General features: G+C 68.8%; 14 protein-coding genes. 10 read left to right on the top strand and 4 right to left on the bottom strand.

Going from position 1 to position 15,742, the window contains the following annotated elements:
• Positions 1–29 precede the first annotated feature (29 nt).
• Together otsB and FG385_RS06155 are read left to right on the top strand one after the other, a co-directional pair.
• On the top strand, positions 30–2,582 hold the full coding sequence (gene otsB, locus FG385_RS06160; RefSeq protein ID WP_139095635.1) for a trehalose-phosphatase: 2,553 nt from the start codon (positions 30–32) through the stop codon (positions 2,580–2,582).
• Positions 2,583–2,685: 103 nt separating this feature from the next.
• Positions 2,686–3,270 (top strand): Uma2 family endonuclease, encoded by a 585-nt coding sequence (locus tag FG385_RS06155; RefSeq protein ID WP_139095634.1) that lies wholly within the window; start codon positions 2,686–2,688, stop codon positions 3,268–3,270.
• Between the two features lie 51 nt (positions 3,271–3,321).
• Here the strand turns inward: FG385_RS06155 and radA are convergent, their stop codons facing one another.
• Entirely contained in the window at positions 3,322–4,680 is a 1,359-nt protein-coding gene (gene radA, locus FG385_RS06150) for a DNA repair protein RadA (RefSeq protein WP_139095633.1), read from the bottom strand.
• A gap of 33 nt (positions 4,681–4,713) precedes the next feature.
• Entirely contained in the window at positions 4,714–5,328 is a 615-nt protein-coding gene (locus FG385_RS06145; protein ID WP_139095632.1) for a copper chaperone PCu(A)C, read from the bottom strand.
• Between the two features lie 275 nt (positions 5,329–5,603).
• Here FG385_RS06145 and FG385_RS06140 point away from each other — a divergent pair, with 275 nt between their 5' ends.
• The 8 genes from FG385_RS06140 to FG385_RS06105 all read left to right on the top strand — a co-directional run bounded on the left by FG385_RS06140 (position 5,604) and on the right by FG385_RS06105 (position 12,539).
• The gene (locus tag FG385_RS06140) at positions 5,604–6,095 is read left to right on the top strand and encodes a CarD family transcriptional regulator (protein WP_020417039.1); all 492 of its coding nucleotides are present in this window, start codon (positions 5,604–5,606) and stop codon (positions 6,093–6,095) included.
• 35 nt (positions 6,096–6,130) lie between these two features.
• A complete protein-coding gene (locus FG385_RS06135; protein WP_139095631.1) occupies positions 6,131–6,769 on the top strand; it encodes an IspD/TarI family cytidylyltransferase in 639 nt (212 codons plus the stop codon).
• Positions 6,766–7,233, top strand: coding sequence for a 2-C-methyl-D-erythritol 2,4-cyclodiphosphate synthase (gene ispF / locus FG385_RS06130; protein WP_139095630.1), 468 nt, complete (start codon positions 6,766–6,768; stop codon positions 7,231–7,233). The genes FG385_RS06135 and ispF overlap by 4 nt, the downstream gene beginning before the upstream one ends.
• A 46-nt stretch (positions 7,234–7,279) precedes the next feature.
• The gene (locus FG385_RS06125; RefSeq protein WP_139095629.1) at positions 7,280–7,966 is read left to right on the top strand and encodes an HAD family hydrolase; all 687 of its coding nucleotides are present in this window, start codon (positions 7,280–7,282) and stop codon (positions 7,964–7,966) included.
• Positions 7,967–8,000: 34 nt separating this feature from the next.
• On the top strand, positions 8,001–9,380 hold the full coding sequence (gene cysS / locus FG385_RS06120; RefSeq protein ID WP_139095628.1) for a cysteine--tRNA ligase: 1,380 nt from the start codon (positions 8,001–8,003) through the stop codon (positions 9,378–9,380).
• A gap of 5 nt (positions 9,381–9,385) precedes the next feature.
• Positions 9,386–10,342, top strand: a complete 957-nt coding sequence (gene rlmB, locus FG385_RS06115) for a 23S rRNA (guanosine(2251)-2'-O)-methyltransferase RlmB (protein ID WP_139095627.1) — start codon at positions 9,386–9,388, stop codon at positions 10,340–10,342.
• Positions 10,343–10,442: 100 nt separating this feature from the next.
• Positions 10,443–11,876, top strand: coding sequence for an MBOAT family O-acyltransferase (locus FG385_RS06110; protein WP_139095626.1), 1,434 nt, complete (start codon positions 10,443–10,445; stop codon positions 11,874–11,876).
• A gap of 132 nt (positions 11,877–12,008) precedes the next feature.
• Positions 12,009–12,539 carry a hypothetical protein gene (locus FG385_RS06105; protein WP_139095625.1) on the top strand — a complete coding sequence of 177 codons (531 nt, stop codon included), beginning with the start codon at positions 12,009–12,011 and terminating at the stop codon, positions 12,537–12,539.
• Here the strand turns inward: FG385_RS06105 and FG385_RS06100 are convergent.
• On the bottom strand, positions 12,496–14,127 hold the full coding sequence (locus tag FG385_RS06100; RefSeq protein WP_235022412.1) for an APC family permease: 1,632 nt from the start codon (positions 14,125–14,127) through the stop codon (positions 12,496–12,498). The two genes, FG385_RS06105 and FG385_RS06100, sit on opposite strands and share 44 nt — an antisense overlap.
• 291 nt (positions 14,128–14,418) lie before the next feature.
• A complete protein-coding gene (locus FG385_RS06095) occupies positions 14,419–15,426 on the bottom strand; it encodes a coiled-coil domain-containing protein (protein WP_139095623.1) in 1,008 nt (335 codons plus the stop codon).
• Positions 15,427–15,742 lie beyond the last annotated feature (316 nt).

Raw genomic sequence — 15,742 nt, 5'->3', positions numbered from 1 at the left:
CAAGCTTTTGAGCTCCTGAAGGAGGAGTGGTGACCGCCGAGTCCCTGCCCGCCGAGCTGCGCCGTGCGATCGTGCAGATCGCCCGCACGCCGCGACTGCTGGTCGCGTGCGACTACGACGGGACCTTGGCTCCGATCGTGACCAACCCGCACGAGGCGAGGCCGCTGCCCGAGTCCGTCGGCGCGCTGCGCTCGCTCGCCGGGCTGCACGAGACGACCACCGCGGTGATCTCCGGCCGCGCCCTGCGCGATCTGGCGATCCTGTCCCGCCTGCCGTCCGAGGTCCACCTGGTCGGCAGCCACGGTTCCGAGTTCGACATCGGGTTCGTGCACGCGCTCGACAAGAAGGCCCGCGAGCTGCACCGCAAGCTCGAGCGCGAGCTGGAGGAGCTGGCCGACGGCGTGCCCGGGGTGCAGCTGGAGGTCAAGCCCGCGAGCATCGCGGTGCACGTTCGCCGCGCCGAGCGCGACGCCGCGCACGGCGTCCTCGAATCGATCCACAGTGGACCGTGCACTTGGGACGGTGTGACGACGACGGATGGCAAGGAGGTCGTCGAACTCGCGGTCGTGCAGACCGACAAGGGCCGCGCGCTCGACACCCTGCGCCACCAGGTCGGCGCGACGGCCGCGGTGTTCCTCGGCGACGACGTGACCGACGAGAAGGCGTTCGCGCGGCTGTCCGGTCCGGACGTCGGCGTCAAGGTGGGCGGCGGGGAAACCCTTGCCACATACCATGTCGGGGGCACCGAGGACGTCGCGACCGCGCTCGCGTTCATCCTGGAGGAGCGGCGGAACTGGCTCTACGGCGAGCAGGCGCCGCCCATCGAGCGGCTGTCCATGCTGGCCAACGAGCGTTCGGTCGCGCTGCTCACCCCGGACGCCAGGCTCACCTGGCTGTGCCACCCCGGGCCCGATGCGCCCGCGGTGTTCGCGGACCTGCTCGGCGGCACCGGCGCGGGACATTTCTCGATCAACCCCGCGCGCGGGGATTCCACGCAGCGCAACGGGAACCTGCCGCTCGGCCAGCGCTATCTGCCGGCCACGATGACGGTCGAGACCCGCTGGTCCCGGCTGCTCGTCACCGACTACCTCGAGCCGGACACCCCCGCGCACCGGACGGACCTGGTGCGGGTCATCTCCGGGGCGACGGCGGCCACGGTGGTGTTCGCGCCGCGACCCGAGTTCGGCGCCGTGCCGGTCAACCTGGTGCCCGAGGCCGACGGCCTGCGCGTGGTCGGCACGTCGGAGCCGATCGTGCTGCGCTCGCCGGGGGTGTCCTGGGAGATCACCAACGACGGCCTGCACGACACCGCCACCGCGGTCGTCAACCCCACGCAGGATGTGCCGGTAGTGCTCGAACTGCGTTGTGGCACAACGGATCTCGGCGCGGCCGAGCTGTCCGAAGTGGACCGCAGGGCGCGGGCCGGCCGGTACTGGAGCGAGTGGGCCTCCGGGCTGAAGCTGCCGAACGTCGAGGCGGAACTCGTCGCGCGTTCGGCGCTGACGCTGCGCGGGCTGTGCGACACCGACACCGGTGGGGTGATGGCTGCGGCCACGTCCTCGCTGCCCGAAGAGATCGGCGGGGTGCGGAACTGGGACTACCGGTACTGCTGGATCCGCGACGCGGCGATGACCGTACGGGAACTGGTCGGACTCGGCTCGCTGTCCGAAGCGGACGGGTACCTGACCTGGCTGCACGGCGTCCTGTCGACGCTCGCGGGCCCGGAGCGGTTGCACCCGCTGTACACGCTGGCCGGCACGACGTTGGGCGCGGAGGCCGTCATCGACACCCTGCCGGGTTACGCCGGCTCGCGGCCCGTGCGCGTCGGCAACCTGGCGAACCACCAGGTGCAACTTGACGTGTTCGGCCCGGTGGTGGAACTGGTGGTCGGGCTCGCGGAGGCTCGTGGTGAGCTGCGGGACGAGGACTGGCAGATGGTGCGCGCGATGGCCGAAGCCGTGACGCGGCGGTGGAACGAAGCCGACCACGGCATCTGGGAGGAGCGGCACGTGCCGCGTCACCGGGTGTATTCGCGCGTGATGTGCTGGGTGACGATCGACCGCGCGCTCAAGCTCGGCGAGGTGTACGAGCGCGAAATCCCGCACGGCTGGCGCGAACTGCGCGCGACCATCGCGAGCGACGTGCTGGAGAACGGCTGGAACGAAGAGGTCCAGGCGTTCACCACGGCGTACGACGGCACGGACCTGGACGCGGCCTCGCTGTTCGTCGGCCTGTCCGGGCTGATCGACCCGGCCGACGAGCGGTTCCAGTCGACGGTGACGGCGATCGAGGCCGAACTGCGCAGCGGTTCGACGGTGTACCGCTACCGCCGCGACGACGGCCTGCCCGGCGGCGAGGGCGGGTTCCACCTGTGCGCGGCGTGGCTGATCGAGGCGTACCTGCTGACCGGGCGCCGGACCGAGGCGGAGGAACTGTTCGAGCAGATGGTCGACGCGACCGGCCCGACGGGCCTGCTGCCCGAGCAGTACGACCCGATCGCGGAACGGTCGCTGGGCAACCACCCGCAGGCGTACTCGCACATCGGCCTCATCCGCTGCGCGAAGCTGCTGGCGGGCCAGTAGCCGCGGCGTGGCGCGTCCGCGTGACCAGGCGTTTTCCGCCGTGTGGTGGTGTATCCCGGTAAACTCGACCTGAGGCGAACGGCCGGAGATAAGGAGGCGCAGCATGACTGCTCAGCTCGCGGACAAGCAGCAGGCGCTCGGCCCTGTCACGGTCGAGGACTGGCTGGCGGCGGATACGCCCGACGACGGTTCGCGCCTCGAACTGCTCCTGGGGTATTTCAAGATGACACCGCCCGCAACGTCCGGCCATCAGCGTGCGTCGTTCCGGCTCGCCCGAGCGATCGACAACGGGCTCGTAGCCGCTGGCTTGGCTGGCTTGGAGGTGCTGCAGGATGTCGGCGTGCGGATCAGCACGCCGTTCCGCACCGCGCTCATTCCGGATCTCGTCATCGTCAAGGTCGGCGACAGCCGCCCGGCTTTCGAGCCCGCCGACGTGTTATTGGCTGCGGAGATATGGTCGCCGGGGAACCGCCGGACCGAGCGCGAGACCAAGATCGCCGCCTATGCCGAGGCCGCGATCCCGTACCTATGGCTCGTCGAAACTCCACTCGGCAAGCCGGTCAGCTTCCGCGGCTACCGGCTCGAGGAGGCCGATTACGTGCAAGTGGTACACGCCGAGGCAGGCGAGACCATCACCATGGCCGCTGGCCCGGTCCCGGTGAAGATCGACACCTCCGAACTCTGCTAGCGCCGGCCACTTCCCCGCCACCACCCTCAACCGACGCACTCCGTGCGACTGCTATGCCCTCATCGCCGCGTTCACCGCCTCCGCGACGGTGCTCACCTGCAGCACCCGGATCCCGTCCGGTAGCTTCCCCGGGTCCGGCGGCACGATCGCGTGCGTGAAGCCCATCCGCGCCGCCTCGGCCAGCCGGCGCCCGACGCCGGTCACGCGGCGGATCTCCCCGGCCAGCCCGACCTCACCGATCGAAACCAGCCGCGGCGACAGCGCCACGTCCTTGTCCGACGACGCGATCGCCAGCATCACGGCAAGGTCCACCGCCGGCTCCGTCACCTTCATCCCGCCGACGGTCGCCGAGTAGACGTCCTTCTCCCCGAACCGCACCTCGGCGTGTTTGTCCAGCACCGCCAGCACCATGCCGACCCGCGCCGAGTCGAGCCCGCTCACCGCCCGCCTCGGCTGCGGCAGCGTCGTCTTCGACACCAGCGCCTGCACCTCGCACAGCAGCGGCCGCTTGCCCTCGATGGTCACCGTGATCGCGGTGCCCGGCACGGCCTCGGCATGCCGGTTCATGAACAGCCCCGACGGATCCGGCATCCCGACGATCCCGTCGTCCCGCAACTCGAAGCAGCCGATCTCGTCGGCCGCGCCGAACCGGTTCTTGACCCCGCGCACCATCCGCAGCGTCGAATGCCTGTCCCCCTCGAACTGCAGCACCACGTCCACCAGATGCTCCAGCACGCGCGGCCCGGCGACCGAACCGTCCTTCGTGACGTGCCCGACGAGCACGATCGGGAGGCCCCGCTCCTTGGCCAGCGCCACCAACCCGGCCGTCACCGCCCGCACCTGCGTGACCCCGCCGGGCGCGCTCTCGGCCTGGGGGGACGCCATCGTCTGCACGGAATCGACGATCAGCACTCCGGGATCGATCGCCTCGACATGCCCGAGGATCGCCCCGAGATCGCTCTCCGCGGCCAGGAACATGCGGTCGTGCAGGTTCCCGGTGCGGTCGGCTCGCAACCGCACCTGGCCCGCGGACTCCTCACCCGTCACGTACAGCGCGGGTTTCGCCGACCCGGCCGCCCACTGGTAGGCGACCTCCAGCAGCAACGTCGACTTGCCGACGCCCGGCTCACCGGCGAGCAGCACGACTGCTCCCGGCACGAGCCCACCACCCAGCACCCGATCCAGCTCCGGCACCCCGGTCGGCCGTGCCCGTGCGGCTTCGAGATCGACCTGCCCGATCGGCCGCGCCGGGGCGCTGGGGGCTCCGGCGGCGACCCTGGCCACCGCCGGGCGCGCGTCCCCGCGCTCCTCGATCGTGCCCCAAGCCTGACATTCAGGGCAGCGGCCGACCCATTTCGCGGCTTCGTGACCGCACTCGCCGCAGCGGTAGCTGACGCCCTTCTTGACCACGGTCGCCGACGTTAGCGGGCGCCACCGACAGTTTCAGTTACCGGCTTCGGCCTGTTGCGAAGCGGTCTGGCAGTCGGGCAGCTCCTTGGTGGGCGCGTCGATCGGCAGCTGAATGGTCACCGGGCCGGCGTCGCGGAAGACGAACGTGACCGGGGTCATCTGGCCGGGCCAAATGACCTGCTTGATGCCCTCCAGCACGATGGTGGCACGCCCGAGCGTGCCGTTCTCGCCGGTCGTGGGGCTGCTCGTCGGCGAGGCGGAGGTGCGACCGGAACCGGACTCCGGCCGGTCGGCCGGACCGACGACGAGGCTGCTCGCGCCGACGACCGTCTTCTGCCCGCCGATGGTCACGTTCGACGCGTTCGGCGAGGAGACCGAGACCAGCTCGTCGTCCTTCGCGCCGGCGTTCCCGATCGTCAGCGTAAGCGGGGCGTTCGACCCCGCCGGGTACGCCTGCTGGCAGCTGTTGGTGTTGGCCAGACCGGCGTTGCGCACGGAGATCTTGCCTACCGTCGCGAGCGCGCCGTTGACCGCGGGCACCATGGTGTCGGTCTGGGTGATCTGCCCGGCACCGCACCCGGCCAGCGCCAGAGCCGCACCGAGGCCCAGGACGCCCGAAGTCAGCGCACGACGTTTCTGCAGCCTCACGGTCTTCAGTCCCTCCTAGAGCCCGCATTACCACTGCGCAGACTAGCCGGGGCGGTTCCGGGGGGCGGAACCCGGTGGCCGATGGCCGCGCCAGACCGTCCACAGTGGATTCGTGATCATCCGGTGGACCACCTGCATGAGCACGCCGAAAGTGGATTTGTCAACCCCCGCGACTGCCCGCGCATGGCCCCTGACCTGCGAGGACGATCTCGCCCCGCTAGGTGGGCCTGTCCGCGGCGTGCTAGTATGGACCCAGCGAAAGGGGCAGAGGACACATGGTTTTCAAGGTCGGAGAGACCGTCGTCTACCCGCACCACGGTGCCGCACTCATCGAAGCCATCGAGACCCGTGTGATCAAGGGCGAGGAGAAGCAGTACCTCGTCCTCAAAGTCGCGCAGGGAGATCTCACGGTTCGCGTTCCCGCTGATAACGCCGAGATCGTCGGTGTGCGGGACGTAGTAGGCCAGGATGGTCTGAACCGCGTCTTCGACGTGCTGCGTGCTCCCCACACCGAAGAGCCCACGAACTGGTCTCGTCGGTACAAGGCCAACCTGGAGAAACTCGCCTCGGGCGACGTGAACAAGGTGGCCGAAGTGGTGCGCGACCTCTGGCGGCGAGAGAAGGACCGTGGCCTTTCCGCTGGTGAGAAGCGGATGCTGGCCAAGGCTCGGCAGATCCTGGTGAGTGAACTGGCCCTGGCGGAGGGCACCGACGAGGGCAAGGCGGAAACCCTCCTCGACGAGGTGCTGGAAACCGCGGCGGTTTAACCGGCCGAGGGCGCACCGTCTGTGAAAAACAGCTTATGAAGGCGGCTGCGCTCGTCATCGCCGACGCCGAGGGCCTGGACGTTCGCGTTCAGGGTGAGCCGTTGCTGGTGCACGCCGTCCGCGGCGTGCTCGATGCGGGCTGCGTGGATCACCTGCGGATCGTCGTCCCGAAGCGAGAAGTCGGCAGCTACGAATCGATCGTGCGGGCGGTACCCGGTACTGGAAAACAGTGCCGGGTACTGCCCTGCGACGGTTCCCGGGCCGAATCGATTCGGCTCGCGTTCGAAAGCCTTCCCGGTGGGCTCGACGTGATCTTGATTTGTGACGCGAGCCGCGCGTTCGTCCCTCCTCCCGTCATCCGGGCGGTGGCGGACACGGTTTCACAGGGGGCTGCCACCGTCATTCCGGTCCTTCCCGTCACGGACACGGTCAAACTCGTGAATTCGCACGAGGTGATCATCGCCACGGAGGATCGCGCCCGCTTGCGCACTGTTCAGGCGCCGTTCGGCTGCACGCCCGAGTCACTTCACGAAATGTGCACGCGCGGCGTCGACCCGCTTACGGAACCGCCCGAAACGGTGCACACGATCGCCGGGCACCAGAACGGAATCCGGATCACGACGCCGTTCGACGTCGCTGTCGTGTCGGCGTTGCTGAGCGAGGAGCAGGCGTGAGGGTCGGAACGGGCGTCGACGTACATCCGGTCGAGCGAGGCCGTGAATGCTGGGTCGCCGGATTGTTCTGGGAAGGCGTTCCGGGCTGCGCCGGGCATTCCGACGGTGACGTCGCGGCCCACGCGCTGTGCGACGCGATGCTGTCGGCCGCGGGACTCGGCGATCTCGGCTCGGTGTTCGGCACGAGCGACCCGCGCTGGGAAGGCGTCCACGGCCCGGAGTTCGTCGCCGAGGTGCGGCGGCGGGTCGCGGCCGCGGGCTGGCGGCTCGCCAACGCGTCGGTGCAGGTCATCGGCAACGAGCCGCGCATCGGCAGGCGCCGTGAGGAGGCCCAGGACGTGCTGAGCAAGGCGGCCGGCGGGCCGGTCGCCGTCAGCGGCACGACCAGCGACGGGCTCGGCCTCACCGGCCGCGGCGAGGGCATCGCCGCCGTAGCCACGGCGCTGCTGCTCGCCGCCGAGTAGGTCACAACGCGCGCCAAGCACGCAGCTGGCCCCCTACGCTGGAGACGTGACGATCCGGGCGGTGATGTTCGATTTCTCCGGCACCTTGTTCCGGCTGGAGCAGAACGAGAGCTGGCTGCACCACCTCACTGACGCCGAGGGCGAACCGCTGGACCTCGAGGCCCAGACCGAGCTGATGCGCCGGATGACCGCACCCACGGGCAAGGTCGTCGAGCTGTCCGAGGAGTACCAGTACGCGTGGGAGAACCGCGACCTCGACCCGGCGCTGCACCGGAAGATCTACCTCGAGGTCCTGCGCCGGTCCGGTGTCCCGAAGGCCGAGCAGGCCGAGGCGCTCTACGGCCGGCTGGTCGATCCGGGTGAGTGGACGCCGTACCCGGACACCGAGGCGGCGCTGAAGGACTGCGCGGGCAAGGGGATCAAGGTCGGGGTGCTGAGTAATATCGCGTTCGACATCCGGCCCGCCTTCACCCGTCGCGGCCTCGACCAGTACGTGGATTCGTTCGTGCTCTCCTTCGAGGAAGGCGCTATCAAACCGGATCCGGCGATCTTCCAGATCCTGCTGGACCGGCTGGCGGCCGACCCGGAGGAGACCCTGATGGTCGGCGACAGCGCCGAGGCCGACGGTGGCGCCCGCGCGCTGGGCTGCGCTTTCGCCCTGGTCGACCCGCTGCCCACCAGCGAGCGGGCCGACGCCCTGGTCGCCTCGCTCCGCGGGCACGGGGTGCTCTGACCGCGGTCCCAGGCAGGCCCCGTACCATTTCAGGGTGGCCTTACACCTATTCGACACCGCGACCAGGAGCGCGCGGGAGTTCCATCCCGCTCGTAGTGGAACGGCGTCCATTTACGTGTGCGGGGCCACCGTGCAGGGCATTCCGCATATCGGGCACGTCCGGGGCGCGCTGAACTACGACGTCCTGCGTCGCTGGCTGCTCCACAATGGACTCGACGTGCTGTTCGTGCGGAACGTCACCGACATCGACGACAAGATCATCACCAAGGCGGCCGATGCGGGTCGTCCGTGGTGGGAGTGGGCGTTCACGCACGAGCGCGCGTTCGAGGACGCGTACCTGGCGCTCGGCTGCCTCCCGCCGTCGATCGCCCCGCGCGCGACCGGGCACATGACGCAGATGGTCGAGCTCATGCGGCGGCTCATCGACAGCGGCCATGCCTACGCGGCCGACGGTGACGTCTACTTCTCGGTGAGCACGTTCGCGGAGTACGGAGCGCTCTCGCGGCAGAAGCTCGACGAAGTCCAGCAAGGCGAGTCGCTGGGCGGGGGCAAGCGCGACCCGCGTGACTTCACGTTGTGGAAGAGCGCCAAACCCGGTGAGCCTTCGTGGCCGACGCCTTGGGGTCCGGGGCGCCCCGGTTGGCACCTCGAATGCTCGGCGATGGCGACGAACTACCTCGGCGCCGAGTTCGACATCCACGGCGGCGGCGTCGACCTGGTGTTCCCGCATCACGAGAACGAGCGCGCACAGTCGAACGCGGTGGGCGATCCGTTCGCGCGGTTCTGGCTGCACAACGCGTGGGTCACGCTGTCGGGCGAGAAGATGTCGAAGTCGCTCGGCAACACCGTGTCCATCGAAGCGATGCTGAAGAACTACCGCGCCGCGGAGTTGCGGTACTACCTCGTCCAGCCGCACTACCGCTCGACCATCGAGTACTCCGACGCCGCGCTGTCCGAGGCCGCTTCGGGCTATCGCCGGATCGAGCAGTTCCTGCGCCGGGCGGGCTCCGTCGAGCCTGGCGGGCTGGCGCCCGAGTTCGTCGCGGCGATGAACGACGACCTCGCGACGCCCGCGGCGGTAGCGGTGGTGCACAACGCGGTCCGCGAGGGCAACGCGGCGCTGGACGCGCGGAACGAGGAGGCCGCCCGCACGATCGCCGGCTCGGTCCGCGCGATGACGGGGGTGCTGGGCCTCGATCCGCTCGCCCCCGAGTGGGCGGAGACGGCCAGCACGGAAATGCCCGGGCGCCAGGCGCTCTCCGATCTCGTCGACGGCATGCTCGCCGAACGCCAGGAGGCCCGCGCGGCCCGCGACTTCGCGCGCGCGGACGCGGTACGGGATCGGTTACTCAAGGCCGGAATCGCGGTCGAAGATACCCCAGATGGTCCACTGTGGACCGTTAAGGACGCTTAGGAACGATGGCAGGGAACTCGAAGCGCCGGGGTGCGATCCGCAATCCCGGCAGTAAGAAGGGTGCCGTCAAGGGCTCGGGCGGTCAGCGCCGCAAGGGCCTCGAAGGCAAGGGCCCGACTCCGCGGGCGGAGATGCGCCCCGGGCATCCGGCGCAGCGGCGCGCGGCGGCCGCGGCGAAGGCGGAGCGGGCACGGGAGAAGAAGGGCGAAGGGCCGGAGATCATCGCTGGGCGCAACCCGGTGGTCGAGGCGCTGCGAGCCGGTGTTCCCGCCACGACGCTGTACGTCGCGCTGAACGTCGAGGCGGACGACCGGGTGAACGAGGCCGTGCAACTGGCGGCGAACAAAGGCATCTCGGTGCTGGAGGTCCCGCGCGACGAACTGGATCGCAAGACGAATCGCGCGGTGCACCAGGGTCTGGGGCTGCAGGTGCCGCCGTTCGAGTACGCCCACCCCGACGATCTGCTCGCGGCCGCGCGGGATTCGGGCGAACCGCCACTTCTGGTCGCGCTCGACGGGGTCACCGACCCGCGGAACCTCGGTGCCGTGGTGCGATCCGCGGCGGCGTTCGGCGCGCACGGGGTGCTGCTGCCGGGCCGTCGCAGTGCGGGAATGACGGCGGTCGCGTGGCGGACGAGCGCCGGGACCGCCGCGCGGATGCCGATCGGGGTGGCCACGAACCTGACCAGGCAACTCAAGGCCTGGGCGAACGAAGGTCTGATGATCGCGGGCCTCGATGCCGACGGCACGGTGGACATCGACGGGATGGACCTCGCCGCCGACCCGCTGGTCATCGTGCTGGGCTCGGAAGGTCGCGGACTGTCCCGGCTCGTGCGCGAGACGTGCGACGTGACGGTGTCGATCCCCATGGCCGCCGGCGTCGAGTCGCTCAACGCGTCCGTGGCCGCAGCAGTGCTGCTGGCCGAGGTCGCCCGCCGCCGCCGAATCGCCGGCCGCGTCTGACCCCCACTCGCGGGGCGGGAGGTCGGTGCTTTTCTGCCGGGGTGGTGAGGGCGTCGGTTAAGGTCAGCAGGCTGAACTCGATGGGGGGGCTCCCACTCCGATGTCGTTCGTGTCTCCGCTGTTCCTGTGGTACTTCATGCCGACGTTGCTCGTCGCCGTGCTGGTGCTGCCGCGGACCTGGCGGAACGGCATCGTCGCGGTCGCGAGCCTGGTGTTCTACACCGTCGGCGCCGGCGCGTTCCTGGTACTGCTGCTGTCCACCATGGTGGTCAACTTCCTCGCCGGCCCCGCACTCGAACCAAATGGCCGGACCACGGGCCCGGCGCGCCGGAAACGCCTGCTGACCGGCGTGATCTGCTTCGACGTGACGATGCTCGTCATCTGGAAGTACGCCGGCTTCGCGACCCAGCAGTTCGACTACCTCGCGCGCCTGTTCGGCGGGGACTTCCCCATCGTGCACTTCGCGCTGCCGATCGGGATCTCGTTCTTCACGTTCCACCACATCTCATACGTGGTCGACATCTACCGCGGGGAGCGGCCGGCGCTGCGGAATCCGGTGGCCTTCGTCACCTACATCGCGATGTTCCCGCAACTGGTGGCGGGACCGATCGTGCGGTACCGCGAAATCGCCGACCAGCTACCGCAACTCCGTTCGCACAGGCTCGACGACATCGCGGCCGGCTTCCCCAGGTTCGCGCTCGGGCTGTGCAAGAAGACGATCATCGCGGACTCGCTCAACCCGATGGTCGAAGCCTGCTTCAAGACCTCGCCGGACAACATGACGTTCAGCGTCGCCTGGCTCGGCGCGGTCGGGTACACGCTGCAACTGTTCTTCGACTTCTCGGGCTACTCGGACATGGCGATCGGGCTCGGGCGCATGCTCGGGTTCCGCCTGCCGGAGAACTTCGCGCGCCCCTACTCGTCCGTGACCGTCACCGAATTCTGGCGACGCTGGCATATGTCGTTGTCCCGCTGGTTCCGCGACTACCTCTACATCCCGCTCGGCGGCAACCGCCGCGGCGCGGCGAAGACGTACCGGAACCTGTGCATCGTGTTCGTCCTGACCGGTTTCTGGCACGGGGCGAACTGGACGTTCCTCGTCTGGGGTTGCTACCACGGGGCGCTGCTGATCATCGAACGCGCCTTCGGCTGGGACACCACCCCCGCCGCACTGTGGCCCCGCATCGGGCGGCGGGCGCTGACGCTGGTGCTCGTCGTCCTCGGGTGGGTTTTCTTCAAGGCACCGGACATGGCGCACGCGCTGACCATGATCGGGCATATGTTCCTGCCGGACTTCGCCGGACTGACGGACGTCGTCTCGTCGGCGCTGACCAACCAGCGACTGGTGATCCTGCTGCTCGCGTTGCTCGTCGTGGTGCTGCCGGCACACCCGGTGACCGGCCCGCTGCTCGAATCCTCCCGTACCCGCCCAGCGATCAGCCTGCGGATCGGCGTGATGACGGTCGGCCTGGCCTACGCGGCGATCCTCGTCGCGAACGGCACGTTCAGCCCGTTCCTGTACTACCAGTTCTGATCGCCGGTCGGCGGGCCGTGGGCGAAGTCCCTACTTCGCGGCCTATCCTTCCGAAACGGGCCGATGACGGCCTGGCCGCCTTGATGATCCACCTTGCCATTCACGGCCGCTACCAGTTCTGGGAGGCCTGGCGTGGTAACCGGATCCCTGATCGCGATCGCGTTCGGGCTGGTGTTCGTCGAGGTGAACAGCGGTGGGCTGCCGGCGCCGTGGGCGCTGACCGTGCGGATCGCCGGAGCGGTGGCGGCCGCGGGCTTGCTCCTCGCGCTGCGCGGCCGCCGCCGGGACCAGGATCCGGGCACCGGGCTCGGCGGGCGTCGCTATTGGACGATCGTCCTCGTCGAAGCGATCGCGCTGTTCGGCGGGCTGGCCGTCATCAACGGCGTCTTCAAGCACGGCGAACTCGGCGTCGCGTGGACGGCATTCGTCGTCGGGGTGCATTTCTTCGCGCTCGGCAAGGCTTTCCGGCTCAACCGGTTCCATCTCCTCGGCGCCGCGCTGGCTCTGCTCGGCGTCGCCGGGTTCGTCCTCGACGCGCGCGGCGCCGGAGCAGGAACCATCGCCCTTGTTGCGGGTGTCCTGTCCGGCGCCGCGTTGTTCACCACCGTCGCGGCATCGCTCACGATGGCTGCACGACAAGCTCCTCGGTCTCCCGGTCGATAGCCTCCTGCACCTTCTCGCTCGAGACGGCCAGGCTGACCGCCCAGTAGAAGATCACCAGGCTGAACGCGATGACCACGAGCAGGTCGATCCACTCCGGCAGCGCGTTGATGTTCCCGCCGTCGCCGTACCGGCCGAGCCAGCTGATCAGCACCATCCCGCCGAGCCACGGCAGGATCCACATCGCGGCCTTCCAGTCGATCGCCCGCCGGTCCTCGGCCTTCGTGGTCGCGCGGGCGACCACGAACAGCGCGAAACCCGCCACGATCGCGATCATGATCTTCCACAGGGTGTCGAACCCGGTCCAGTAGATGACCAGGTTCGCGGCCACGAAACCGGCCGGTGCCAGCACCTTCGCCGCAGGTGCCTTGTACGGGCGGTGGCGGTCCGGGTCACGCTTGCGGAGCGCGGTCAACGCGAGCGGCGCGAACGCGTACATCAGCGCCGTCGCCGACGTGATCACCTCGACCAGCTTGCCCCAGCTCGGGAACGGCAGGAACGCGATCTCGCCGATCACGAACGACAGCAGGATCGACCAGACCGGCACCCCGCGGACGCTCAGCTTGCCCAGCCGCTTGGGCAGTACCTTCTCCCTGCCCATCGCGTACGACAACCGCGACGAGGTGCCGAGGTAGAGCAAACCGGTACCGGCCGGCGAAACGAACGCGTCCGCGTAGAGGACGTAGGACAGCCAGCCGGCGCCCGCGAGCGTCGCGAGAGTCGCATATGGACCGAACGAGCCCTGGGTGATCGGGTTGTCCCAGTTCTTCGCGATCGCCGCCGGGTCGAGCCCGCCGATGAACGCGATCTCCAGCAGCAGGTAGACGATCGTACCGATGACCATCGCGGTGATGATCGCGCGCGAGATGTCCTTCTGCGGGTTCCGCGCCTCGCCGCCGACCTGCACCGCCTGTTCGAAGCCCTGCAACGCGAACACCACACCGACCGGCAGCGCGGCGAAGACACCGTGCGCCCCCGCCGGCGCGAACCCGCCGCCCGCGCTGAAGTTACCGGGGTGGAACCGCAGTGACAGCAGGACCACGATCGTCAGCACCGGGACCGCGGTCTTCCAGATCACGGTCGCCGAGTTGCTCTCCGACAGCAGTTTCACACCCACGAGGTTGATCAGCGTGAAGATCGCCATCAGCAGCGTCGACCAGCCGAACCCGCTGGCGGTCAGCGTGCCGCTCGGGCTGAGCAGGTTCAGGTTTTCCTTGACCCAGGTGATGTTGTCGAGGTACTCGACGCTCGCCTCGACCTCGACCGGTGCCAGCGCGACCGCCTGCAGCCACGCGACCCAACCGCCCGCGAACCCACCGAGCACGCCGTACACGAGCGCCGGGAAGCGCGCCGTCCCGCCCGCGACCGGATAGGCCGCGCCGAGTTCGGCGTGTATCAGGGCGAGCGTCGCCATGATCACCGCGGTCAGGATCCAGGACAGCAGCGACGCGGGGCCGGCGACCTTGGCCGCCTTCAGCGCGCCGAGTAGCCAGCCGGAGCCGATGATCGACCCTAGTGACACGAACATCAGGCCGTAAAAGCCGACCGACCTGCGCAGGTGCGCGCCGGAGCGCGACGTGGCCGACTGCACGGGTTTAACCATCAAACGCCTCGATCCCGAATTCGAGCGGATTTTGTCCGGTGTGATGCACGACAAGCCCCTTCGGGCAAGTCCCCGTTCAGGTTCTTAGCGCATTCACAACGGGCAATGATGGCGAACTTTACGGGATGACGGAACAGCCAGATTGTTACGGGTGAGTTTCATTCGCCAGAATCAGACACTTCGAAAATAAGCGACAAAGCGCAGGTCATGACCCTCTTCGGGCATGAAAAAGCCGCCTTTCCGGCGAAGCGAAAAGGCGGCTGACGGATAGGGAAAAGGTCAGGCGGGAACTTTGCCGGATTCGTCGGCGGGGACCAGCTGCTGGAGCGCTTCCTGCAATGCGGAATGCGTTGCGGTGAGCCGCTCCGTAACCTCCTGCTTGAATTCGAAAGCCTGTGTGCGATTCTGCTCGGCTTCGGCGAGCTGGCGCTCGGCGTCGGCGACGAGCACGGCCGCCCGCTCCTCTGCTTCCAGCGTCTGGCGGGACAGCCGGTTCTCGGTCTCGGAAACCTTGGCCGCGAGCGACTCCTCGGTCTCACGGACCTTGGTGGCCAGCGCGTCCTCGGTGGTCGACACCTTCTCAGCAAGCGCTTTCTCGGTGGTCGAGACCTTCGTGGCGAGCTTCTCCTCGGCGTCGGAGATCTTGGCCGTCAGCTCGTTCTCGGCCTTCTTCTCCGCCTCGGCACGCTGCAGGTTCGACTCCTCGTCGAGGCGTGCGCGCTCTGCCTGGGCCTCGGCGTTCAGCCGCTCGATCTGGCCACGGGCGGAGTTCATCAGCTCCTCGTGCTCGCCCTTGAGGCGGGCGGTGAGCGCCTGGTACTCGGCCTCGAGCTCGTTGCGCCGCTCGGCGATGTCGGCCTCGCGCTCGGAGACCCACTTGTCCGTGGCCTTACGCGTGTCGAGGTCGTACTTCTCCGCCTCGGCGCGGATCTGCGCGGCCTGATCTTCGGCCTGCTGGCGGAGTTCGGCGATCTCCTCCTCGGCCAGCTGCATCATCGAGCGCACGCGCTCGGTCATGGTGGCCGCGCTGTTGGGGTCGCTGGCCATGCGCGAAAGCGCTGTCTTGGTCTCGGAAAGCTCCTGCTGCGCGTAGCTGAGCGCCTTCGTCAGCTCGGCGACCGAGGACATCGCCTCGTCGCGGGCCTGGGAAAGCTCCTTCATGTCGGCAGCGAGCTGGTTGAGCCGCTCGTCGACCGGGACCCGGTCGTAGCCGCGGAAGACCAGCGGGAAATGCGGGGCACCGAGCGAAGGCTCGGTAGATTCGATGGGGGACTGCGCTGGGGGCATGGCGCGAACCTTAGTAGGTCCGCACGCCGGATTCCATACCTCCGTTCGAACTCTTTACTCTCGGTGAATGGCGGGTTCACCTGCCGCCGACCTGCGTAACACGACTGTCCAAGTTGGTCATGACCGGCTGGTTACCAACCCGACCAAAAGTAGGCAGACCCTGAGCAGCACGTGACCGTCGCTGCGCAAGCCGGATGGCCGTGACTGTGGTCGGGTTGGTAACGAACGGCACAGTACGGTTCGTGGTGGAGTCGCGGAGGTGGGGCGCGTGGAGCTGCAGCGGGTCGTCGAGGACCTCGGTGCGCATTGGCCGGTC

Source organism: Amycolatopsis alkalitolerans, from assembly GCF_006152065.1.
Lineage (GTDB): Bacteria > Actinomycetota > Actinomycetes > Mycobacteriales > Pseudonocardiaceae > Amycolatopsis_E > Amycolatopsis_E alkalitolerans.
The sequence above is the reverse complement of the archived record's forward strand: the minus strand, read 5'-3'. Positions and strand labels throughout refer to the sequence as shown.